The sequence below is a fragment of the Xanthomonas sp. 3307 genome (assembly GCF_014199735.1).
Taxonomy (GTDB): domain Bacteria; phylum Pseudomonadota; class Gammaproteobacteria; order Xanthomonadales; family Xanthomonadaceae; genus Xanthomonas_A; species Xanthomonas_A rydalmerensis.
Genome location: NZ_JACHOG010000005.1, coordinates 282,194 through 305,314 on the forward strand (window position 1 = coordinate 282,194; position 23,121 = coordinate 305,314).

Sequence of the window (23,121 nt, forward strand, 5' to 3'; positions counted from 1 at the left end):
CCCAATCCCGATCCCGCAAGCAAGGAGCGGCGCATGGCATCCGAACGCTTCCCCCTGACCGTGTACGGCATGGCGCTGTCCGGCAATTGCTACAAGGTGCGACTGTTGCTGGAGCAGCTCGGCTGCGCCTACCGTTGGGTGGAGATCGACAGCGCCAACGGCCAGACCCGCACCCCGGCGTTCCTGGCCAGGAATCCCAACGGCAAGGTGCCGCTGCTGGAGCGCGAGGACGGGCGCGTGCTGGCCGAATCCAATGCCATCCTGTGCTGGCTGGCCGAGGGCACCGCGTATCTGCCCGCCGATTCCTGGCAGCGCGCGCAGGCGCTGAGCTGGCTGTTCTTCGAGCAGTACAGCCACGAACCCTACGTGGCGGTGGCGCGCTTCGTCTGCGGCTGGACGCCGCCCGACTCGCCGCGCCGCGCGGAGTTGCCGCGCCTGCGCGAGGGCGCGATGCGGGCGCTGGCGGTGATGGAGCAGCACCTGCAGACGCAGGCCTGGTTCACCGGCCCGGCCTACGGCATCGCCGACATCGCGCTGTTCGCCTACACCCACTGCGCCGGCGATGCCGGCATCGTGCTGGCGCACTATCCGGCGCTGTGCGACTGGCTGCAGCGGGTGCGCGCGACGCCGGGTTTCGTGGCGCTGCCGGAGTTGCCGGACGACGTGCGCGCGCGTCTGGCGCTGAGCGGAACGCAGGCGGCGTTCACCTGACTGCCGCGCGCCGGCGGCTAGCCTGCAGGTCCATTCGGTCAGGAGCAATGCCATGAGCCAGTACCGCATCGCCGTCTTCGTCGGCAGCCTGCGCAAGGAGTCGTTCAACCGGCGCCTGGCGCACGCGCTGGAGCGACTCGCCGGTGACCGTGCCAGTTTCGAGTACGTCGAGATCGGCGACCTGCCGCTGTACAACCAGGACCACGACCACGACTACCCGGCGCAGGGCCGGCGCCTGAAGACGCAGGTCAGCAACGCCGACGCGGTGCTGTTCGTGACCCCCGAATACAACCGCTCCATCCCCGGCGTGCTCAAGAACGCCATCGACCTGGGCTCGCGGCCGTACGGCGACAGCGCCTTCGCCGGCAAGCCGGCGGCGGTGTGCGGGACCTCGCCGGGGGCGATCGGCACGGCGATGGCGCAGCAGCACCTGCGCAACGTACTGGCCTATCTGGACATGCCGGTGTTGGGCCAGCCGGAGATCTTTCTGCAGTTCAAGGAAGGCCTGATCGCCGAGGACGGCACCATCGACGACGAGCGCACGCGCAAATTCCTCGCCGGCTTCGTCGACAAGTTCGTTGCCTGGATCGACGAACTGCAGGCCTGAGCGCTGCCGCGGCATGTGCCGTCGGTGGCGCACGGGTAGGGCGAGCCTTGTGCGGTGGGGCATCGGCGAGGTTCTCAACCGCTTGTCCCCAGACTTGTCCCCAGCCCTGGCGAGCGGGCGGCGACGCGCGCGGCGTCGCTCGGGCAGGCGTCTCGGGAAACGCCCTAGCCGCAGCCCGGCGCGGCGACTAAAATCGGCGCCCGGGCCGCGGTGAGGCCGCGCCCGGCGCCCGCGCCCCACAGAGAAGACCCAGCCTATGTCCGCCCGTCCCGGCTACCGCAGCGATCGCAAGAGCGAACGCAGCGAACGCAGCGAGCCGCGTCTCGACCAGTTGCGCGTGCCGCCGCACTCGACCGAGGCCGAACAGGCCGTGCTCGGCGGCCTGATGCTGGCGCCTGATGCCTATGACCGGGTCAACGATCAGCTCACCGACAACGATTTCTATCGGCGTGATCACCAACTGATCTATCGCGCGATCCGCGAGCTGGCCGAGAAGGGGCGCCCGTTCGACGCGGTGACCCTGGGCGAATGGTTCGAATCGCAAGGCAAGCTGGAGATGGTTGGCGACGGCGCCTACCTGATCGAACTGGCCAGCACCACGCCCTCGGCGGCCAACATCGTCGCCTATGCGGAAATCGTCCGCGACAAGGCGGTGCTGCGGCAGTTGATCGAGGTCGGCACCACCATCGTCAACGACGGCTTCCAGCCGGAAGGGCGCGAGAGTTCCGAACTGCTGGCGTCGGCGGAAAAGGCCGTGTTCCAGATCGCCGAGGCCGGCGCGCGCGGACGCAGCGACTTCGTGGCGATGCCCGGCGCGTTGAAGGACGCGTTCGAGGAGCTGCGCAACCGCTTCGAGAACGGCGGCAACATCACCGGCCTGCCGACCGGCTACAACGACTTCGACGCGATGACCGCCGGCCTGCAGCCGACCGACCTGATCATCCTCGCCGCGCGCCCGGCGATGGGCAAGACCACCTTCGCGCTGAACATCGCCGAGTACGCGGCGATCAAGTCGAAGAAGGCGGTGGCGGTGTTCTCGATGGAAATGTCCGCCTCGCAGCTGGCGATGCGCCTGATTTCCTCCAACGGCCGCATCAATGCGCAGCGCCTGCGTACCGGCCAGCTCGAGGACGAGGACTGGGCGCGGGTCACCGGCGCGATCAAGATGCTCAAGGAGACCAAGATCTTCATCGACGACACGCCGGGCGTGTCGCCGGAAGTGCTGCGTTCCAAGGCGCGCCGGCTCAAGCGCGAACACGACCTGGGCCTGATCGTGATCGACTACCTGCAGCTGATGTCGGTGCCCGGCAACAGCGAGAACCGCGCCACCGAGATTTCGGAGATCTCGCGCTCGCTCAAGGGCCTGGCCAAGGAGCTGGGGGTGCCGGTGATCGCGCTGTCGCAGCTCAACCGCTCGCTGGAAACGCGCACCGACAAGCGCCCGGTGATGGCCGACCTGCGCGAATCGGGCGCGATCGAGCAGGACGCGGACATGATCGTGTTCATCTACCGCGACGACTACTACAACAAGGAAAATTCGCCGGACAAGGGCCTGGCCGAAATCATCATCGGCAAGCACCGCGGCGGCCCGACCGGGTCGTGCAAGCTCAAGTTCTTCGGCGAATACACCCGCTTCGACAATCTCGCCCACGATTCGGTGGGTGCGTTCGAGTAAGCCCGCGCGCTGCACGCAGTCCACCTGGCGAGCGCGGCACCCGCAACGTTCCGGGCGCCGGCTCGGTGGCGTGACGCGACGATCAGTAGGGAATCTCGATCTCGGCGTTGCTGGTGGCGTCGTAGGTGTTGGCGCCGTACTCGGCGTGGTGGGTGCACACCACGGTGATCTTGCGGTAGATCCCGTAGACGAAGTTGGACGTGAAGTGCACGTCCACCAGTGCACCGTTGCCTTCCTCGTCGTAATCGGTGGTGTAGCCGTTGCCGAACGGGTCGTAGGCGTTGCAGCGCACGTTGATGTAGCGGGCGTCGACGCGATCGTTGTTGGCGTTGGCGAAGCGCGAGTAGGCGCGGATCTTCAGGCGCTTGCCGCCGGCGGGGCGGTTGTCGGACTCGTAGCCCTGGTTCTGGATCACGCCCTGCAGCGTGTAGACCGGCGTGCTGCCGCCGCCGCTGCCCGGCGGTTGGTAGCCGCAGGAGCCCGGGCCTTCCTCGATCTCGGTACTGCAGGCCATCGCCAGCGGGGCGGCGAGGCTCAGTGCCAGGGTGAGGGCGGCTTTTGCGATGCGCTTGTCCATGGGTGTTGCTCTCCTGAGGTCATTGCGGATGTCGGCGATGGGCATGGCCGTGCTGCGCCGTTCGCTGCCCGCAGCGCGTCCGCGGCCCTGGCGATGCAGGTCCGGGCGCGCGGGCGGTTCGGGGCGCACGCAACCGCGCCCGCCGGCCGTGGTGGCCGTGAGGTCGCAGAGGCGATGGCGGATGTTCCCCGTGCGCGCGAAACGGCCGTGGCCATGTCGTGCGCGGTGCAGCGAAAGCACGGATGACGTCCTTCCCCGAACGTCATCCGACAGTAGCGGTCGCGGCGCCGCTTCGACATGACGGCGCCCGCCTCGGCGTTATAGCAGGGCAGGCGAGGCGCACGAGCGCGGCGTGTGGCGATGTCTACGAAATCCTGTCAGTGCGCACTCGCCGGGCCAGCACCGGCACCGCCACCGGCAGCGTCCAAGCGCGTGCGGTTCGCGTCGCGGCATGCTCACCTGGCCGCTGCACGCGATTCGTATCATGGCGCGTCCTTCGCTGCGTCCCCTCGCATGAGCTACGCCATCGTCTGGTTCCGGCGCGACCTGCGCCTGCACGATCAACCCGCCTTGCAGGCTGCGCTGGATGCCGGGCACACGCCGGTGCCGGTGTATCTGCACAGCCCGGAGGACGAGGGTGCCTGGGCCGCAGGCGCGGCCTCGCGTCGCTGGCTGCAGCGCTCGCTGGCGGCACTGGACGCGCAGCTGCGCGAACGCGGTTCGCGCCTGATCCTGCGCCAGGGCCCGGCCGAAACCGCATTGCGCCAGGTGATCGCCGAGTGCGGCGCCGTAGCGGTGTACTGGAACCGCCGCTACGAGCCGGCCACGCAGCCGCGCGATGCGCGGCTCAAGCGCGAACTGCGCGAGCAGGGCCTGGAGGTGCACAGCCACAACAGCGCGCTGCTGTTCGAACCCTGGCAACTGGCGACGCAGCAGGGCGGCCCGTACAAGGTGTTCACCCCGTTCTGGCGCAGCGCCTTGAGCCATTGGCAGGTGCCGGCCCTGCAGCCTGCGCCGAAGACGTTGCCGTCGCTGCCCGCGGAGCTGGAGAGTCTGTCACTTGAGCGGCTCGGCCTGGCGCCGGCACTGGACTGGGATCGCGGCTTCTGGGAAGTCTGGCAGCCGGGCGAGGCGGGCGCGCACGAGGCGCTGGACGTGTTCGTCGATGGCGCGCTGCGCGACTACCTCGCCGGCCGCGACCGCCCCGACCAGGTCGGCACCTCGCGGCTGTCGCCGCACCTGCATTTCGGCGAGATCGCGCCGTGGCGCATCGTTGCGACCCTGGAGCAGCAGCGCCGCGCCGCCACCGCCGCGGCGATCGACGGCTACATCCGCCAGCTCGGCTGGCGCGACTTCGCCCACCACCTGCTGCACCATTTTCCGGAGACACCCGAGCGCAATCTCAATCCGCGCTTCGACCGTTTTCGCTGGGCCAAACCCGATGCGGAGACATTGCAGGCCTGGCAGCGCGGACGCACCGGCGTGCCGATCGTCGATGCCGGCCTGCGCGAGTTGTGGCACACCGGCTGGATGCACAACCGCGTGCGCATGATCGTCGCCAGCTACCTGTGCAAGCACCTGCGCGTGCATTGGTCCGAGGGCGCGCGCTGGTTCTGGGACACCCTGGTCGATGCCGACCTGGCCAACAACACCCTGGGCTGGCAGTGGGTGGCCGGCACCGGCGCCGATGCCGCGCCGTATTTCCGCGTGTTCAATCCGGTGACGCAGGCGCAGAAGTTCGATCCGAAGGGCGAGTACATCGCGCGCTGGGTGCCGGAACTGGCGGCGCTGCCGGTGGCCGACCGCTTCGCCCCGTGGCAGGCGCCGCAGCGGCTGGCGCACGCTGCGCCGCAGTATCCGCTGCAGCCGATCGTGGACCTGGCGGCCGGCCGCGATGCGGCATTGGCCGCCTACCGCCAGACTGCCGCCAGCTGAGCACCGCGCCGTGTTGCGCGGCGCAGCACGGCTGCACGCGCGATTGACGCCCTTCGCGGGGCCATGATTCACTCCGGGCTCGGACAGGAGCCCGCATGGCCACCAGCTCAGCTCGCCGCAAGCCGCAGCGCGAACCGATGTCGCGCGTGGACACCGCCTGGTTGCGGATGGACCGGCCGACCAACCCGATGATGATCACCGGCGTGCTGATGTTCGACGAGCCGCTGACCTTGCCTGCGCTCAAGCAGCTGGTGCGCAAGCGCTTCCTGGCCTTCCCGCGGTTCCTGCAGAAGCCGGTGGAAACCGCCACCGGCGCCTACTGGCAGCGCGACGACGATTTCGACCTGGACTGGCACGTGCGCCTGTCGGCCTTGCCCGGGCGCGGCCAGAAGAAGGCACTGGAGCGCTTCGCCGGGCAGATGGCGTCCACGCCCTTGGACAAGACCAAGCCGCTGTGGCAGTTCCACCTGATCGAACGCTACGAAGGCGGCTCGGCGCTGGTGGCGCGCATCCACCACAGCTATGCCGATGGCATCGCCCTGGTGCAGGTGCTGCTGTCGCTGACCGATACCCAGCGCACCCCGGAGCCGTCGGCGCAGCTCGAGCGCGCCTGGCTCAAGGACGACGGCAAGGAAGTCGTGCGTCGCGTCGGCGCGGTCGACCGCTATCTCAAGCTCGGCGGGCGCATGCTCGACAAGGGCCGGGCCATGGCGCAGGACCCGAACCTGCCGCAGATGCTGGCGCGCGAAGGCGGGCTGATCGGCCGCGAGCTGGTCAATGCCTTGCTGCTGGCCGACGATCCGCCGACGCTGCTGCGCGGGCGCCTGGGCGTCAGCAAGCGCGTGGCCTGGGCCGAGCCGCTGGACCTGGACGAGGTCAAGTCGGTCGGTCGCGCCTGCGACTGCACGGTCAACGACGTGCTGATGGCGACCATGGCCGGCGCCCTGCGCGACTACATGCTCGAACGCGGCGAACGCCTGGACGGGGTGACCCTGCGCGCCACCGTGCCGGTCAACCTGCGGCCGCTGGAGCACGCGCGCAAGCTCGGCAACCACTTCGGCCTGGTGTTCCTGGACCTTCCGGTGGGCGAGGCCAATCCGGTGCGGCGCCTGCAGTGCGTGGCCGCGTCGATGCAGCAGCTCAAGCAGTCGCGCCAGGCGATGGTGGTGTTCGGCCTGCTGGCGGCGGTGGGCATGGCGCCGGCGGCGCTGCAGTCGGCGGCGCTGGACCTGTTCAGCCGCAAGGCCACCACCGTGGCGACCAACGTGCCGGGGCCGCAGCAGCCGCTGTACCTGGCCGGCAGCCGCGTGCGCGAGATGATGTTCTGGGTGCCGCAGACCGGTTCGATCGGCGTGGGCGTGTCGATCATGAGCTACAACCACCGCGTGCACTTCGGCCTGATCGGCGATGCGCGGCTGATTCCCGATCCGGATGCGGTGATGCGCCGGGTCGGTGCCGAATTCGAGAAGCTGCTGTACCTGGCGCTGATGGGCGATTGGGAGCAGCCGCTGCGCGCGGCCGACGCCGAAGACCTGCTGCCGTCTTCCTGAACCGGGCGCATCGCGCGCCGGGCTGCGTTCATCCGCGCCTCGCGTACCGCTGTTTATGCTGCGGCCACGTCAAACCAGGTTCGGGAGAGAACACGATGAAAACGACCGCCCTTCGCGGCATGTCCGTGGCCCTGGCCAGTGCGCTGGTGCTGTCCGCCTGCGCCACCGGCGGCTCCTACGTGCAGCGCGACCAGTACGGCAATCCCACCGAGCAGCAGAACCGCACCGGCCGCGGCGCGCTGATCGGCACCGCGGTCGGCGTCGCCGCCGGCCTGCTCAGCGGCAGCAGCGCCACCGAGCGCCGCCAGCACGCGATGATCGGCGCCGGCATCGGCGCGCTCAGCGGCGCGGCGATCGGCAACTACCAGGATCGGCAGGAGCGCGCGCTGCGCGAGCGCACCGCCAACACCGGCATCGACGTGCGCCGCGACGGTGACAACATCACCCTTAACCTGCCCGACGGCATCACCTTCGACTTCAACCAGTCCACGCTCAAGCCGCAGTTCTATTCGGCGCTCAACGGCGTGGCCCAGACCCTGGGCGAATACAACCAGACCATGATCGAAGTGGTCGGGCATACCGACAGCATCGGCAGCGATGCGGTCAACCAGCGCCTGTCCGAACAGCGCGCGTCCTCGGTCGCCGCCTATCTGACCGCGCAGGGCGTGCAGCCCGAGCGTATCCAGACGCTGGGCGCCGGCAAGAAGTATCCGATCGCCGACAACAGCACCGAGGCCGGCCGCGCGCAGAACCGCCGCGTGGAAATCCGCGTGGTCCCGCTGCGCTCCTCCGCCGGCTGACCGATCCGGCGACGGCAACAACGAACGGGCCGCATTGCGGCCCGTTCGCGTTTCTGCGCTGCTGCTGCGACGCGTCGCGCGCGGCGCGGCTCAGACCAGCGCCGCGTCCTCTTCGTCCTCGGCTTCCGTCTCCAGTGCCGCGTCCGTCGGCACCGGTGCGGCGGCCACGCGCGGCAGGCTGGGCAGCGACTGCGTGTTCATCGCCACGCCGCTGCACAGGGTGAACTCGGCGCCGTCCTCGGCCTGCTGCGTGGCCAGCTTGGCCGGGCACTGCGCCATCATGTAGCTGACGTCGAAGTTGAGCTTGTCGACCAGGAAGTCGACGAAGGCGCGCACCTTCGGCGAGAGCATGCGTCCGCCCGGGAACACCGCGTTGAAGTCCAGGTCCGGCCCGACCCAGCCGCCGAGCACGCGCCGCGCCTTGCCGGCCTCGATCAACGGCTTGATCGTCGCATCGCTGGCCAGCACCAGGCCTTCGCCGCAGACCAGCCCGCCGATCAGCGCCGCCGAATCGTTGGCCAGCAGGATCGGCTGGACCAGGAACTCGCCGCTCTGCTTGCCGTTGCGCAGCGGCCAGCACAGCCGGCTGCCACCGCCGCGGCCGGTGCTCAGCGCCAGCGTGCGGTGGTGCTGCAGGTCGTCCGGATGCAGCGGTTCGCCGTGGCGCTCGATGTAGTAGGGGCTGGCGAAGACTTGGGTGCGGAAGGTGGCGAGCTTGCGCGCGACCATGGTCGAATCCGGCAGCGTGCCCATGTGCAGGGCCACGTCCACGCCTTCGGCGATCGGGTCGACCTTGTCGCTGGTCATGATCATTTCCAGCCGCACTTCCGGGTGCTGGCGGTGGAACTCGCCCAGGATCGGCGCCACCCAGGAGATGCCGGCCGAGTAGGGCACGCTGAAACGCAGCCAGCCGCGCGGGCCGGCCTGCAGTTGGCCCACCGCGCTCTCGGCTTCCTCCAGTTCGCGGGCGATGCGCTGGCAATGCTCGTGGTAGACCGCGCCGGCCTCGGTCAGCCCGAGCCGGCGCGTGGTCCGGTGCAGCAGGCGCGCGCCCAGCCGCGCCTCCAGGTCCTGCACCTTGCGGCTGACGGTGGTCTTGGGCAGGCCGAGGGCATTGGCCGCGGCGATGAAGCTGCCTTGCTCGACCACCTTGACGAAGATCAGGGTGTCGTTCAGATCGTGGCTCATGACGGTTCCTTGAGGTGGAGACGATTGGACCGGTAGCGGGACGATTATTCCCCTTAATTCGGACTAATCAAGTGCGGCTTTGGCGCCTAATTTGTCCGCATTCGCCATCACCGACGGTCTTTGCCCATGTCGATGCGCACTCTGTTCCAGTTTTTCGCCTGCCCCGATCGCCAGCCGCGGCGCCGTTCTGCACCGGTGGCGCCGGCGCAATCCCTTTACCCGAAAGCGTTTCGCGAGTTCACCCCGCCACCGCGGCGGCAGGGCGGCAGCAGTCTACGCCTGGGTGCGTCCGGCACCGACCGCCTGGGTCGAATCGCGATTGTCCCGTCCGCGGGAGGAAAAGTCCCGTGAGCGGGATGTTGGCCCCCGAGGTCCTGGTCCTCGGCGGCAGCGGCACGGTCGGCCAGGGTGTGGTACAGGCGCTGCTGGAGGCGGGCAGCCCGGTGCTGGCAGTGGCGCGCGACCGCGCCCGCCTGGCCGAACTGCGCGATCGCCACCGCGACGAACCCGGCCTGGACGTGCTGTGCGGCTCGGTCGGCACCGACGCCGCCGCCGCGGCCCTGGTGGCCGAGATCGCACAGCGGCCGCGGCCGCTGGCGGCGGTGGTCGCCGCCCTGGGCAGTCCGCTGCGGCCGGGGCGTCTGCTGGAGCGGCCGCTGGGCGCGCTGCGCCGGCGCCTGGATGCCGACCTGCTGCCGCATCTGGCTGCGGCCCGGCATCTGCTGCCGTTGCTGGCGCAGCACGAGCGCGGCGCCCGTTACGTATTGCTCGGCAGCCCCTGCGCGCTGCGCGCCTGGTCCGGGCATGGCGACAGTTCGGTGGCGGCGGCGGCGATCCGCATGCTCGCCCAGGTGCTGCACGAAGAAGCCAAGCCGCTGGGCGTGCACGTGCACCTGCTGTCGCTGTCCGAGCCGGTGTGCCGCAGCGACGATGCCATCGGCGAGTGCCCGGACTGGTTCACCACCCTCGGCGTTGGCCGCGCCGTGGTTCACCTGCTCGCCGATCCGCAGCGACCGGACCGCGCCCTGGTCGAGATCGACCGCCGCCACGTCGCCCGCCCGCGCAGCGCCCTGCTCAACGCCTTGCCGTTCTCCTTCTCCACCCACGAGGTCTCTCCATGAATCCGATTCCGATGCCGTCGCGCCTGCTGCCGGGCGCCCTGCGCCCGCTGGCGGTGGCGCTGCTGGTCGCCACGCTCGCCGCCTGTGGCGGCAAGGCCAACGAACAGGGCGCGCCGCCGCCGCCGAGCGTGGGCGTGGCGCCCGCACTGCAGAAGCAGATCAGTCAGTGGGACGAGTTCAGCGGCCGCGTCGAAGCGGTCGAGCACGTCGACCTGCGGCCGCGCGTGTCCGGCTACATCGACAAGGTCAACTATGTCGAAGGGCAGGAGGTGAAGAAGGGCGATGTGCTGTTCACCATCGATGCGCGCAGCTACCGTGCCGAACTGGCGCGCGCCGAGGCCGACCTGGCGCGCGCACGCACCCAGGCCAAGCTCAGCGCCAGTGAGGCCGCGCGTGCCAAGACCCTGTCCGAACAGCAGGCCATCTCCACCGAGAGCTGGGAACAGAAGCGCGCCGCCGCCGAGCAGGCGCAGGCCGACGTGCTGGCCGCGCAGGCGGCGGTGGACACCGCACGTTTGAACCTGGAATGGACCCAGGTACGTGCGCCGATCGCCGGCCGCGCCGGCCGCGCCATGGTCACCGCCGGCAACCTGGTCAGCGCCGGCGACAGCGCCAGCGTGCTGACCACGCTGGTGTCGCTGGACAAGGTGCACGTGTACTTCGACGCCGACGAAGGCACCTTCCTGCGCTATGCGCAGATGGCGCGCGACGGCCAGCGCCCGAGCGAGCGCGACGGCAGCCTGCCGGTGCAGGTCGGCCTGGTCGGTGAGGACGGCTATCCGCATGCCGGCAAGGTCGATTTCCTCGACAACCAGCTGGTACGCAGCACCGGCACCATCCACGTGCGCGCGTTGCTGGACAACGCCGATCGCCGCTTCACTCCCGGCCTGTTCGCGCGGGTGCGGCTGCTCGGCAGCGGCCGCTTCGATGCGGTGCTGATCGACGACCGCGCGGTGCTCACCGACCAGGACCGCAAGTACGTGTACGTGGTCGACAAGGACGGCAAGGCGCAGCGGCGCGACGTGCAGCTCGGCCGCAGCGCCGATGGCCTGCGCATCGTGACCAACGGGTTGTCCGCCGGCGACAAGGTCATCGTCGACGGCGTGCAGAAGGTGTTCATGCCCGGCATGCCGGTGCAGGCCAAGCCGATCGCGCAGACCACGTCGCCGGCCGCACCGCACCAGGCCGTCGCCCTCGACTGAGTCGCGGGCGCCGACGCAGCACCTGCCGGGTCGTTACGTATCGGCCGCGCCCGCCGGGCCAGTGATGGCCCGGCACCGCCACCGGCATGCCTGCGTCCGCGCCCGGTCCCCCGTTTCATCCGTTTCCAGGACCACCACCCATGGACTTTTCCAGATTCTTCATCGACCGGCCGATCTTCGCCGCCGTGCTGTCGATCGTCATCTTCGCCGCGGGCCTGATCGCCATCCCGCTGCTGCCCATCGGCGAATACCCGGACGTGGTGCCGCCCTCGGTGGTGGTGCGCACGGTGTATCCGGGCGCCAACCCCAAGGTCATCGCCGAGACCGTCGCCACGCCGCTGGAGGAAGCGATCAACGGCGTGGAGAACATGATGTACATCAAGTCGGTCGCCGGCTCCGACGGCGTGCTGCAGATGACCGTGACCTTCCGCCCGGGCACCGATCCGGACGATGCCGCGGTCAAGGTGCAGAACCGCGTGGCGCAGGCGCAGGCGCGCCTGCCCGAGGACGTGCGCCGGCAGGGGGTGACCACGCAGAAGCAGTCGCCCACCTTCCTGATGGTGGTGCACCTGACCTCGCCCAAGGGCAAGTACGACACGCTGTACCTGCGCAACTACGCACGCCTGCACGTCAAGGATGCGCTGGCGCGGATCCAGGGCGTGGGCGATGCGCAGGTGTTCGGCGGTGGCGACTATGCGATGCGCGCCTGGCTGGACCCGGAGCGGGTGGCCGCGCGCGGGCTCACCGCCAGCGACGTGGTCGCGGCGATGCGCGAGCAGAACGTGCAGGTTTCCGCCGGCCAGCTCGGCGCCGAGCCGATGCCGGAGAGCAAGTTCCTGACCCTGATCAATGCCCAGGGCCGCCTGCGCACCGAACAGGAGTTCGGCGACATCGTGCTCAAGGTCGGTGCGGACGGCCAGACCGTGCGCCTGTCCGACGTCGCGCGCCTGCAGCTGGGCGCCGGCGACTACACCCTGCGCGCACAGCTGGACGGCAAGAACGCGGTCGGCATCGGCATCTTCCAGGCGCCGGGCGCCAATGCGCTGCAGATCCGCGACCAGGTCATCGCCAAGATGGACGAGCTGACCAAGCAGTTCCCCGACGACGTGAAGTACGAAGCGGTGTACGACACCACCATCTTCGTGCGCGACTCGATCAGTGCGGTGGTGCACACCCTGCTGGAGGCGGTGCTGCTGGTGGTGCTGGTGGTGATCCTGTTCCTGCAGACCTGGCGCGCCTCGATCATTCCGTTGATCGCGGTGCCGGTGTCGGTGGTCGGCACCTTTGCCGCGCTGTACCTGCTGGGCTTCTCGATCAACACGCTGACCCTGTTCGGGCTGGTGCTGGCGATCGGCATCGTGGTCGACGATGCGATCGTGGTGGTGGAGAACGTGGAGCGCAACATCGAGGAGGGGCTGACCCCGCTGGCGGCCGCGCACCAGGCCATGCGCGAGGTGTCCGGGCCGATCATCGCGATCGCGCTGGTGCTGTGCGCGGTGTTCGTGCCGATGGCGTTCCTGTCCGGGGTGACCGGGCAGTTCTACAAGCAGTTCGCGGTGACCATCGCCATTTCGACGGTGATCTCGGCGATCAACTCGCTGACCCTGTCGCCGGCGCTGGCCGCGCGCCTGCTGCAAGCCCATGACGCGCCCAAGGACCGCCTGTCGCGCGGCATGGAGCGGCTGTTCGGCGGCTGGCTGTTCCGCCCCTTCAACCGTTTCTTCAACCGCAGCTCCGACCGCTACCAGGGCGCGGTGTCGCGCATCCTCGGCCGCCGCGGCGCGGTGTTCGCGGTGTACGTGGCGCTGCTGCTGGTCACCGGGCTGATGTTCAAGGCGGTGCCGGGCGGCTTCATCCCGACCCAGGACAAGATGTACCTGATCGCCGGCGTCAAGCTGCCGGAAGGCGCCTCGATCGAGCGCACCGACGCGATGCTGCGCAAGGTCGCCACCATCGCCATGCAGACCGACGGCGTGGCCCATGCGATCTCGTTCCCCGGCCTCAACGCGCTGCAGTTCACCAACACGCCCAACACCGGCGTGGTGTTCCTGCCGCTGAAGCCGTTCGCCGAGCGCCACCGCAGCGCGCTGGAGATCAATGCCGAGATCAACCAGCGCATCTCGCAGCTGGGCGAGGGCATGTCGTTCGCCTTCATGCCGCCGCCGATCCTCGGCCTGGGCAACGGCAACGGCTACCAGCTGTTCATCGAGGACCGCGCCAACCTCGGCTACGGCGCGCTGCAGAACGCGGTCAGCGCCATGCAGGGCGCGGTGGCGCAGACCCCGGGCATGAGCTTCCCGATCGGCACCTACCAGGCCAACGTGCCGCAGCTCGATGCCGAGGTCGACCGGGTCAAGGCCAAGGCCCAGGGCGTGGCCCTGACCGATCTGTTCGACACCTTGCAGACCTACCTGGGCTCGACCTACGTCAACGACTTCAACCAGTTCGGCCGCACCTGGCAGGTGATCGCCCAGGCCGATGCGCCGTTCCGCGAGAGCGTGGAGGACATCGCCCGGCTGCGCACCCGCAACGCCCAGGGCGAGATGGTGCCGATCGGCTCGATGGTGACGATCAAGCAGACCTACGGCCCGGATCCGGTGCTGCGCTACAACGGCTATCCGGCCGCCGACCTGGCCGGCGAAGCGGATGCGCGATCGCTGTCCTCGGCCGAGGCGATGGCCAAGATCACCCAGATCGCCAAGCAGGTGCTGCCCAACGGCATGGAGATCGAGTGGACCGACCTGAGCTACCAGCAGGCCACCCAGGGCAATGCGGCGCTGGTGGTGTTCCCGCTGGCGGTGCTGCTGGCGTTCCTGGTGCTGGCCGCGCTGTACGAGAGCTGGACGCTGCCGCTGGCGGTGATCCTGATCGTACCGATGACGCTGCTGTCGGCGCTGTTCGGGGTGTGGCTGAGCGGCGGCGACAACAACGTGTTCGTGCAGGTCGGTCTGGTGGTGCTGATGGGCCTGGCGTGCAAGAACGCGATCCTGATCGTCGAGTTCGCCCGCGAACTGGAACTGCAGGGCAAGGGCATCGTCGAGTCGGCGCTGCAGGCCTGCCGCCTGCGCCTGCGTCCGATCGTGATGACCTCCATCGCCTTCATCGCCGGCACGGTGCCGCTGGTGTTCTCGCATGGTGCGGGCGCGGAAGTGCGCTCTGCCACCGGCATCACCGTGTTCGCCGGCATGCTGGGCGTGACCCTGTTCGGTCTGTTCCTCACCCCCGTGTTCTATGTCGCCCTGCGCAAGCTGGCCGGGCGGCCGCTGGTCTCGCATGCGCCGGCCCACGCCGACGCGCCCGCGCACCGCTGATTCCTACCTTTCCTCACCCTACTCAGGAGTTTCGCAATGAACGCAGCACACAAGATCGCCCTGGTCACCGGCGCCACCCGCGGCATCGGCCTGCACACCGTGCGGCAACTGGCCGAGGCCGGCGTGCACACCCTGCTGGCCGGGCGCGATGCCACCCGTGCTAGCGCCGCGGCGCTGGAACTGCAGGGCGAAGGCCTGCCGGTCGAGCCGCTGACCCTGGACGTCACCGACGCCGCCAGCATCGCCGCCGCGGTGGAGACGGTGCGCGCCCGCCATGGGCGGCTGGACATCCTGGTCAACAACGCCGGCATCCTGCGCGACGACCTGCGCCTGAGCGTGTCGCAGCAGCCCCTGGAGACCTGGCGCGAGACCTTCGACACCAACCTGTTCGGCCTGATCGCGGTCACCCAGGCCTTCCTGCCGCTGCTGCGCGAAGCGCCGGCCGCGCGCATCGTCAACGTCTCCAGCCTGCTCGGCTCGCTCGCGCTGCACAGCCAGCCGGGCTCGCCGATCTACGACTTCAAGGTGCCGGCCTACAACGTCTCCAAGAGCGCCGTGAATGCCTGGACCATCCAGTTGGCCTACGAACTGCGCGAGACCCCGATCAAGGTCAACACCATCCACCCCGGCTACGTGAAGACCGACATGAACTCGGGCGAGGGCGAACTGGAAGTGGCCGACGGCGCGCGCAGCAGCGTGATGATGGCGCTGCTCGACGCCGACGGCCCCACTGGCAGCTACACCCATGTCGGACAGGTGCTGCCATGGTGATCCGTCCCGTATTGGGCGCGCTGGCGCTGGCGCTGCTCAGCGCCTGCGCCAGCGTCGGCCCCAATTACCGCGCACCGGCGCAGCCGCCGGTGACGCTGCAGGGCGCGGCGTCGCCGGTGTTCGCGACCGACTCGCCGGTTGCGTCCTGGTGGGCGCAGTTCGACGATCCGGTGCTGGAACAACTGGTGCACGACGGCCTGGTCGCCAACCTGGACCTGCGCATCGCCCTGGCGCGCGTGCACGAGGCGCGCGCGGTCTTCGCCGAGCAGCGCCTGGACCAGGCGCCGCACGTCACCGCCGGCGGCGACTACACCCGTGGCAAGGCGCCGGACGCGGACGCCGGCGGCGCGCGCGTGCTCAGCGAGAGCTACCGGCTCGGCTTCGATGCCGGCTGGGAGCTGGACCTGTTCGGACGCCAGCGCCGTGCCAGCGAAGCGGCACGCGCGAACCTGGAGGCCGAACAGGCCGGCCTGGCCGATGCCCAGGTCACCGTGGCCGCGGAGGTGGCACGCAACTACTTCGCCCTGCGTGGTGCGCAGAAGCGCATCGCACTGGCGCGCACCACGCTGGACAACCTGCGTGACACCCAGCGCCTGACCGAGACCCGTTGGCGGCTGGGCGCGGGCAGCGAACTGGACGTGCAGAGCAGCCGCGCGCGGCTGAAGGCGATCGAGGCCGATATCCCGTTGCTGGAAGTCGACGCCGCGCAGGCGCGGCACCGGCTGGCGGTGCTGCTGGGCAAGCCGCCGGGCACGCTCGACGCACTCCTGGCGCCGCAGCCGACCCCGGCCTATGCGCGGGCCTTGCCGTTGGGCGACACCACGCAGTTGCTGCGCCGGCGTCCCGACGTGCGTATCGCCGAACGCAACCTGGCGGCGGCGACCGCGCGGGTCGGCGTGGCCACCGCCGACCTGTTCCCGCGGATCAGCCTGTCCGGCTTCGTCGGCTTCCTGTCCGGCGACGCCGGCGCCTTGTTGCACGGCCGCAGCAAGGCCTGGTCGTTGACCCCGTCGATCCAGTGGGCGGCGTTCGACTTAGGCAGCGTGCGGGCACGCCTGCGCGCGAGCGAGGCGCAGGCCGACGGCGCCGCCGCCGACTACGAGAAGGCCGTGCTCGGTGCGCTGGAAGACACCGAGAACGCCCTGACCGCCTATGCGCATGAGCAGGCGCGGCTGGCGATCGTGGCCGAACAGACGCAGGCGGCGCAGCGTGCAGCGGCGCTGGCGCAGATCCGTTACCGCGAAGGCTCGGAGGATTTTCTGACCCTGCTCGATGCGCAGCGCACGCAATTGACCGCCGAGGCCACCCTGGCCGACGCCGAAGCGGCGGTGAACATCGGCGTGGTGCGGGTGTACAAGGCGCTCGGCGGCTGGGGCCAGGATGCGGGCACGGACGCGGGCAGCAAGGATGTCGCAACCACGGCCGTGGCGGCATCTGCGGTGCGGGCGCGCTGAGCAGGGCGCCGCAAGCCGCGGTGCGGGCCGACCGCCCGTACCGCCGCGCCCGTCGCCTGGCGGGGCAGCCTTGGTTACCCGCGTTCGCCACCATCAAGCCGCATGCAGGGCTGCGGCGTCAGCCGCGACGGGCGTTGCCGAGGAAACTCGTCGCGGCTGAGCGGCTCCCACAGGATGCTTCTTGCCTTATTCAGAGCCGCCCTGGTGACGGCTGCCGAACCGAAGGCCAGCCCGGCGACGCGGCGGATCGCGTCGCGTCTGCCGGCGGCTGCCGGCCGCTCAGTCCTGCGCCACGTCCTCGGCGATCACGTAGCGGTCGCGTCCGCTGTTCTTGGCCTGGTACAGCGCGGTGTCGGCGCGCGAAAACCAGTCGTGCCACTGCACCTCGTCGCACAGCATCGCCGCGCCCAGCGAGACGGTGATCGTGCCGTTGGGACCGCGCAGCGCCGTGCGCGCGGCATCGTGCAGACGCCTTGCGAAGGCGGACAGCTCGGTCGCGGACTGCAGCCGCGCCACCACCACGAACTCCTCGCCGCCGAACCGGAACACCTCGTCCGGCGCGCGCACCTGCGCGCGCAGCAGCGCGGCCAGCTCCGTCAGCACCCGATCGCCCTCGGCATGGCCATAGAGGTCGTTGACCTCCTTGAAGTGATCGATGTCGAGCACGATCAGCCCATGCCGGCGGGTCGCGCGGCGCGGATCGGCTACCCGTTGCGACAGGCTGCGCTCGAGCATGCGCCGGTTCGGCAGGCCGGTGAGCGAGTCGTGCGACGCCAGTTGCTCCAGTTGCACGCGATCGCCTTCCACCCGCAACGCCAGCATGTAGCCCAGCCCGGTGATCAGCAGCGAGACCGCCAGCAGCGAGAAGAAGTGCTCGGCGCCCAGGGTGCTCGGCGTGACCACCAGCAGCACCGCGATCAGGGTGGCGTTGCAGGCCAAGGCGACATGGCGCGTCACCACGAAGAAGTTGCTCATCATCACCAGATACAGCCACGGCACCGCGGCATGGCGCAGTGCATGGCAGGCCAGGGCGCTGCCGAGCAGCCAGCTCAGCGACAGCAAGGGATCCATGCGGCCGTCGCCGCGGTGTAGCGCCAGCCAGGTCGCCAGCGTGGCCAGGCCGGCCAGCGCCGCGCCGGCCAGTGCGGTCCACGGCGCACCGATCGCCATCTGGTAGATGGCGAACAGCAGCAGCACCCCTGCCGTGGACGGGCCGAGCGCCTTGATGATGCCGAGCCGGAAATGCCGGCGCAGGGTCAAGCCCGCGCTCACGGACAAGAACTCCGGAACGGCACACGGTCATTGCGGGCGGGCTGGCGAGGGCGGGCGACGAACATGGCGACGGCAGGATGGCGAAGAGGCGTTCCGGTGTCATCTGCAATTTCCATGCCTGGAACTCTTTTGTGGTCGATATCCCGAACCTGACTGAGCGCACCGGGATTGCCGGCACGCAGCGCGCCACGACGACGTCGCATTGGCGCAGGGATCGGAGTCGCACCTTTCTCCCCGCGCCACGCGGCGGAGGTTGTCTAGCGGCGAGTCGGGCAGAGCTGATGCGAGGACGCTCGCGCCTGATCCTTCTCCGGGGGGAGAACGTGGGGCCCAGCGCCGGATGAGGGGAGCGCCGGATGAGGGGACGGGTGAAGCAGGGCGTCAGCCAAACAAGCCCAAGCTGTACGGTGGCCGCGTGGGACGGCGCTGCGCGCAGCGCCGACCTGACGGGCTATGTCTGCGCCGCTAACGTCACCGGCGTGATGGGATGAGCAGATGCACCGGCCAGAGGTACGGCTACGCTTCGCTGCCGTCGATGACCTTCAGCCCCTTCTGGCTCAGCGCCAGATCGCCGTCCTCGCCCTGAGCCGCATAGTTCTCGCGCACCGCCCAGCTGGCGTCTGCTTCGCTGACCGGCTTGGTGGCGTGGATGTCCTGCAGGATGCGCAGTTGTTCCTGGGTCAATGGCATGGCGGAGGGCCCGAGTCGTGGAGGGTATTCCCACCGTACAGACAGGCGGTGACGGGTATGTCGGCGCCTGACCGCGATGTCCAGATCGCCCAACGTCCGTGTCACGCGATCATGGCAACGGCGAGATCGACAAGCACCGCCTCATCGCACGGCCACGACGCCGCCGACATCATTTCGCAACGCGTCGAGGACGCCGGCGTAACGGGCGTCCACGCATGATGCGCATACCAGCTGTGCGGCCGGGGCGATGCCTGGGGCTGCTTCAAGGATGCAGGCATCCGCGGCTGGACCACCTTCTTCGCGCACCGGCAGGTATCCGCCTGCCGGTGCGTTTGCTTGTCCGTGTAGTGCTTTGGCAGTGCACGACACGTTGCCGCCCTGCACGCCGCTACGTTGTCATTGCAGATCGGCTGCCCGCTGCGGCGCCGGCCAAGCCCGTTGCCGCTGACCCGTTGTCGCTGACTTTTGCGACAGCACCTCGGAGCCAACCGTCTGCGAGCCGATCTGCGCGGGGTGATCGGCCCGAATTCACTACGCTGCGGATCTAGGTCGCCAGTGGATTGAGGACGGCCTCGATGCGGTGCCCATCCGGGTCGACGACGAACGCGGCGTAGTAGGCGTCCCCATAGTCGGGGCGCAGGCCGGGCGCGCCATTGTCGCAACCGCCGGCCTGCAGTGCGGCGCGGTGGAATGCGTCCACCTGCAACTGCGTTGCCGCCGCGAACGCCAGATGGAAGCCGGGCCCTGGCGCCGTGGCGGCTTCGTGCAGTTTCAGGCAGAACAGATCGTCGGCGCCCTCGGTGATGCCATACCCGATCGCGGTCTGGTCTTCGAACACGCGGAGGTAGCCCAACGGGCGCAGCACGGCATCGTAGAACGCGCCTGCCACGGCAAGATCGCGAACGCCAAACGAAACATGATGGAGCATCCGGCTACCTGCAAGAAGAATGGCGACTGTCGGCACGCCGGCGGGGTGCGATGGCACGCAGCGCACCGGAGAGCAACGGGTTCGCTGCTGGCCGGTCCGCCCGGCGCCGTTCGGCAGGCGGCGGTTGGAATGGACGGCAGCTGTCCAGATGCATGGACGATTTTCCCAAGCGCCTGGACGCCGATTATGAGCTTCGCCCGGCAGTATTGCCGATTGTGTCGCATGCCCCCGGGGAGCGCTCGCTGCGGAGTGCAGGAGCGCAGCAGCATGGAGTGCGTCAAGACGTCTACATGCAGCGTCGTTGCGTGGAGCATTGCAGAGGCACACGCACCGTTGATGTCGCCCGCCCGCGGCGACACAAATGAGACATGAAGTGGTGGCCATGCAAGCAAATGCGCGCCTCGGCGCGCACCTGCCTGGATCGTGCACCTGTCCCGCTACGCGTCAGGCAACGCCGGCGCCACCCGTCGCGCCGAACACTTCGCCGGTCAGGTAGCTGCCTTCCTGGCTGGCAAGCAGCACGTACAGCGGCGCAATTTCCACCGGCTGGCCCGGACGCTTGAAGTGCGTCTTCGAACCGAACTGGGTGACCGCGTCCATCGGTTGACCGCCGGAGGACTGCAGCGCGGTCCAGAACGGGCCCGGGGCCACCACGTTCGCCCTCACGCCCTTGTCGCTCAACTGCGCCGCCAGCGCCTTGGTGTAGGCGACGATGCCGGCCTTGGTGGTCGCGTAGTCGAGCAGGATCGCCGAGGGATCGTAGGCCTGGATGGAGGCGGTGGTGATCACCGCGGCGCCCGGCGGGAGGTGGGGGACCGCGGCGCGGCAGATCCAGTGCATCGCGTAGAGATTGGTCTTCAGCGTCTTGTCGAAATCCTCGTCGCTGACGTCCCCAATCTCTTCCCGATATTGCTGCCGGCCCGCGTTGATCACCAGGATGTCCAGGCCGCCCAGGCCGGCCACGGCTTTCTCGACGAGCTCCGCGCACCATTGCCGATCGGTGATGTCGCCGGGCAGACTGATCGCCTTGCGTCCTTCGGCCTCGATGAGGGCGATTACCTCCTGTGCGTCCGACGCTTCCTCGTCCAGGAAGGAGATCGCCACATCGGCGCCTTCGCGCGCGAACGCGATGGCCGCGGCGCGGCCGATGCCGCTGTCGCCGCCGGTGACCAGGGCGCGGCGGCCGGTCAGCTTGCCCGCGCCGCGATAGCTCGTCTCACCGTGGTCGGGAACCGGGTCCATGTCCGAGGCTTTCCCCGGAACCGGCTGCGGCTGCCGCGGAAACGGCGGCTTGGGATATTGTTCGCGCGGGTCCTGCATCTTCAGTCGATCGTTCATCGTGTCTTCCTCTTCTTGGCGTGTGGACGGAGTTTTACCGGATTGGTTGTCGTGTTCTCGATGGTCGACATCGCCATGATCTGGGCGAGATGGCTCAGTCCTTGCGGGAAATTCCCCAGGAAAGCGCCGCTGTGCGGATCGACCATCTCGCTCAACAGGCCATTGCAGCGATCGAGCGCGGCATTGAGTTGGGCCAGCCGTTTCCTGGCCTTGGCTTTCTGTCCCAGGCGGGCATAGGCTTCGGCGATCCAGTAGGAGCAGGCGACGAAGCAACCTTCTTCCTGCGGCATGCCGGAGTAGCGGTAATGGAACGCGCCGGCCCCCAGCGCGCGGTCGATCGCGTCGAGCGTGGCCAACAAGCGATCCTTGCCGTCGAAACGGAAGCGCGCGGCCAACGCCACCGACGCATCCAGCTTGTCGCTGCCCGGATACATCACGAACGCCTGTTGCGCGTCCGACCAGCAGTGGACTTCGATCCAGGTCTTGATCCTGTCGCGCTCCCGTTCCCAGCGATCGCGACACGTGGTCGGCAGTTGGCCCTGGTCGGCCAATTCCACGGCTCTGGCCAGTGCCTGCCAGCAACTCACCTTGGACATGGTGTAGTGCTGCAACTCGGGCAATTCCCAGATCCCCGAGTCGGCCTTGCGCCAGTGATCGGCGCATTGGTCGGCAAGGCGCGACAGCAGTTCGGCGCTGGACGCGTCCAGGATGTTGCCGCGGCTCACGAAGCAATAGGCGGTCTCGAAAATGTCGCCGTAGATGCCGTGCTGGTGTTGCCCGCCGGCGAGATTGCCTTTCACCACCGGCACCGTGTTGCGGTAGCCGGCGGCCTCCAGTTCGGTGACGTCGGGAACCAAGCCGCCGTCCAGGGTGAACACGACTTTCGGGCCGTGCTGTCGCAGTTGCCGGATCAGCCAGGTGAACGCCGCCTTCGATTCCGCTTCCAGGCCCGCGGCCAGAAACGCCTGGATGGTATAGCCGGCATCGCGAACCCAGGCGTAGCGATAGTCGAAGTTCTTGTCGCCGCCGATCCGTTCCGGCAGCGACGTCGTCGCGGCCGCGGCGATGGCGCCCGAGGGCGAGTACAGCAGCAACTTGAGCGCAAGCGCGCTGCGCACGAAAAAGTCCCGGCCGTCGCGGGGGAACGTCACGTTCTTCGCCCACGCCCGCCATTCCTTGTCGGTCAGATCGATGCGGCTGTCGATTTCCTCGATGGTGGGAGCGACCAGCGGCTCGTCTTCGCCGACGACCAGGGCGATCGTCGCGCGTTGCCCCTTCGCCACGGTGATGTCGCCGCGCGCGCCGTGGTCCGACCACGCGCACCTCAGCCTGTCGTCATGGATCATGACGCCGAGCAGGCGGTCGACATGGAACACCGTGTGCGGGCCGATCACCGCGCAGTAGGGGCTGGCGTTCTGCGCCCGCAAACTGAACTTCAATTCCAGGCGGAAGCGCATTTTCCCGCGCTGGCACTCGATCCGCCGTGCAAGTTCGCACCACGGCAGTCGCCCCGCATGCCCGCTGTTGAGCGACTCGGTCAGCGTGGCCTGTCCGGATGCGGTGGTGAACGTGGTGACCAGGACATTGCTGTCTTGCCGATAGTGTCGCTCGGTGCTGAACGGCTGGTCCGGGGCGAGGACGAAGTAGCCGCCTTCCTCGGCGTCCACCAGCCGGTCGAACAGTGGCGCACTGTCCATGTTGGGGGCGCACCACCAATCGATGGAGCCGTCCGCGCCGGTCAGCGCGACCGAACGTCCTTCTCCAAGCGCGCCGTACTGCTCGATGGGCAACACGCCATCGGTGCGGTCGGCGCTGTCGGTCGCGCGGCGTCGCCGGGCTGTGCTGGGCACGCGCTCAGTCCCTGCGCCGACACGCGCAGTGACAGCGCTGGCGCGTCGTCGATTCCAGGCTGACGTGTCGATGGAACATGGAGAAGGCGCGAAGGGGAGGGCAGCCCGACGGTAGAGGCCTGTGTGCCGACACGCGGTGAA

Annotated in this window: 18 protein-coding genes; 11 read left to right on the forward strand and 7 right to left on the reverse strand. The window is 69.0% G+C overall.

What is annotated here, in order from left to right; translation table 11 throughout:
- The first annotated feature begins 33 nt into the window (after positions 1-33).
- The 3 genes from GGR64_RS14225 to GGR64_RS14235 all read left to right on the forward strand — a co-directional run bounded on the left by GGR64_RS14225 (position 34) and on the right by GGR64_RS14235 (position 2,993).
- Positions 34-711 carry a glutathione S-transferase family protein gene (locus tag GGR64_RS14225; protein WP_184646634.1) on the forward strand — a complete coding sequence of 226 codons (678 nt, stop codon included), beginning with the start codon at positions 34-36 and terminating at the stop codon, positions 709-711.
- Positions 712-763: 52 nt separating this feature from the next.
- On the forward strand, positions 764-1,318 hold the full coding sequence (locus GGR64_RS14230; RefSeq protein WP_184646636.1) for an NADPH-dependent FMN reductase: 555 nt from the start codon (positions 764-766) through the stop codon (positions 1,316-1,318).
- A gap of 256 nt (positions 1,319-1,574) precedes the next feature.
- The gene (locus tag GGR64_RS14235) at positions 1,575-2,993 is read left to right on the forward strand and encodes a replicative DNA helicase (protein WP_184646638.1); all 1,419 of its coding nucleotides are present in this window, start codon (positions 1,575-1,577) and stop codon (positions 2,991-2,993) included.
- Between the two features lie 82 nt (positions 2,994-3,075).
- On the opposite strand, the gene GGR64_RS14240 is transcribed toward GGR64_RS14235, so the two are convergent.
- A complete protein-coding gene (locus GGR64_RS14240; RefSeq protein WP_167087769.1) occupies positions 3,076-3,570 on the reverse strand; it encodes a hypothetical protein in 495 nt (164 codons plus the stop codon).
- 513 nt (positions 3,571-4,083) lie between these two features.
- Here GGR64_RS14240 and GGR64_RS14245 point away from each other — a divergent pair.
- The 3 genes from GGR64_RS14245 to GGR64_RS14255 all read left to right on the forward strand — a co-directional run bounded on the left by GGR64_RS14245 (position 4,084) and on the right by GGR64_RS14255 (position 7,855).
- Positions 4,084-5,505, forward strand: a complete 1,422-nt coding sequence (locus tag GGR64_RS14245; protein WP_184646640.1) for a deoxyribodipyrimidine photo-lyase — start codon at positions 4,084-4,086, stop codon at positions 5,503-5,505.
- Positions 5,506-5,600: 95 nt separating this feature from the next.
- Positions 5,601-7,055: a wax ester/triacylglycerol synthase family O-acyltransferase gene (locus GGR64_RS14250; protein WP_184646642.1), complete on the forward strand. Its 1,455-nt coding sequence runs from the start codon at positions 5,601-5,603 to the stop codon at positions 7,053-7,055.
- 95 nt (positions 7,056-7,150) lie between these two features.
- Positions 7,151-7,855, forward strand: coding sequence for an OmpA family protein (locus GGR64_RS14255; protein WP_160969419.1), 705 nt, complete (start codon positions 7,151-7,153; stop codon positions 7,853-7,855).
- 90 nt (positions 7,856-7,945) lie between these two features.
- Here the strand turns inward: GGR64_RS14255 and GGR64_RS14260 are convergent, their stop codons facing one another.
- On the reverse strand, positions 7,946-9,043 hold the full coding sequence (locus GGR64_RS14260) for a LysR family transcriptional regulator (protein WP_184646644.1): 1,098 nt from the start codon (positions 9,041-9,043) through the stop codon (positions 7,946-7,948).
- Between the two features lie 347 nt (positions 9,044-9,390).
- On the opposite strand from GGR64_RS14260, the gene GGR64_RS14265 reads away from it, so the two are divergent.
- The 5 genes from GGR64_RS14265 (at position 9,391) to GGR64_RS14285 (ending at position 16,902) form a co-directional block, all read left to right on the forward strand.
- Positions 9,391-10,164, forward strand: coding sequence for an SDR family oxidoreductase (locus tag GGR64_RS14265; RefSeq protein WP_184447707.1), 774 nt, complete (start codon positions 9,391-9,393; stop codon positions 10,162-10,164).
- A complete protein-coding gene (locus GGR64_RS14270; protein WP_184646646.1) occupies positions 10,161-11,366 on the forward strand; it encodes an efflux RND transporter periplasmic adaptor subunit in 1,206 nt (401 codons plus the stop codon). Before GGR64_RS14265 ends, GGR64_RS14270 begins: the two co-directional genes overlap by 4 nt.
- 140 nt (positions 11,367-11,506) lie before the next feature.
- Complete coding sequence (locus GGR64_RS14275; protein ID WP_184646648.1) at positions 11,507-14,677, forward strand: multidrug efflux RND transporter permease subunit; 3,171 nt, start codon at positions 11,507-11,509, stop codon at positions 14,675-14,677.
- Positions 14,678-14,713: 36 nt separating this feature from the next.
- On the forward strand, positions 14,714-15,448 hold the full coding sequence (locus GGR64_RS14280; RefSeq protein WP_184646650.1) for an SDR family oxidoreductase: 735 nt from the start codon (positions 14,714-14,716) through the stop codon (positions 15,446-15,448).
- The gene (locus tag GGR64_RS14285; RefSeq protein WP_184646652.1) at positions 15,442-16,902 is read left to right on the forward strand and encodes an efflux transporter outer membrane subunit; all 1,461 of its coding nucleotides are present in this window, start codon (positions 15,442-15,444) and stop codon (positions 16,900-16,902) included. The genes GGR64_RS14280 and GGR64_RS14285 overlap by 7 nt, the downstream gene beginning before the upstream one ends.
- A 279-nt stretch (positions 16,903-17,181) precedes the next feature.
- On the opposite strand, the gene GGR64_RS14290 is transcribed toward GGR64_RS14285, so the two are convergent.
- The 5 genes from GGR64_RS14290 to GGR64_RS14310 all read right to left on the reverse strand — a co-directional run bounded on the left by GGR64_RS14290 (position 17,182) and on the right by GGR64_RS14310 (position 22,980).
- Positions 17,182-18,174, reverse strand: coding sequence for a GGDEF domain-containing protein (locus tag GGR64_RS14290; protein WP_160969405.1), 993 nt, complete (start codon positions 18,172-18,174; stop codon positions 17,182-17,184).
- A gap of 516 nt (positions 18,175-18,690) precedes the next feature.
- Positions 18,691-18,864 carry a hypothetical protein gene (locus tag GGR64_RS14295; protein WP_184646654.1) on the reverse strand — a complete coding sequence of 58 codons (174 nt, stop codon included), beginning with the start codon at positions 18,862-18,864 and terminating at the stop codon, positions 18,691-18,693.
- A gap of 544 nt (positions 18,865-19,408) precedes the next feature.
- Positions 19,409-19,792 (reverse strand): VOC family protein, encoded by a 384-nt coding sequence (locus tag GGR64_RS14300; RefSeq protein WP_184646734.1) that lies wholly within the window; start codon positions 19,790-19,792, stop codon positions 19,409-19,411.
- A gap of 444 nt (positions 19,793-20,236) precedes the next feature.
- Complete coding sequence (locus tag GGR64_RS14305; RefSeq protein ID WP_160969401.1) at positions 20,237-21,130, reverse strand: SDR family oxidoreductase; 894 nt, start codon at positions 21,128-21,130, stop codon at positions 20,237-20,239.
- The gene (locus GGR64_RS14310) at positions 21,127-22,980 is read right to left on the reverse strand and encodes a glycoside hydrolase family 15 protein (RefSeq protein WP_184646656.1); all 1,854 of its coding nucleotides are present in this window, start codon (positions 22,978-22,980) and stop codon (positions 21,127-21,129) included. Before GGR64_RS14310 ends, GGR64_RS14305 begins: the two co-directional genes overlap by 4 nt.
- Between the last annotated feature and the right edge of the window lie 141 nt (positions 22,981-23,121).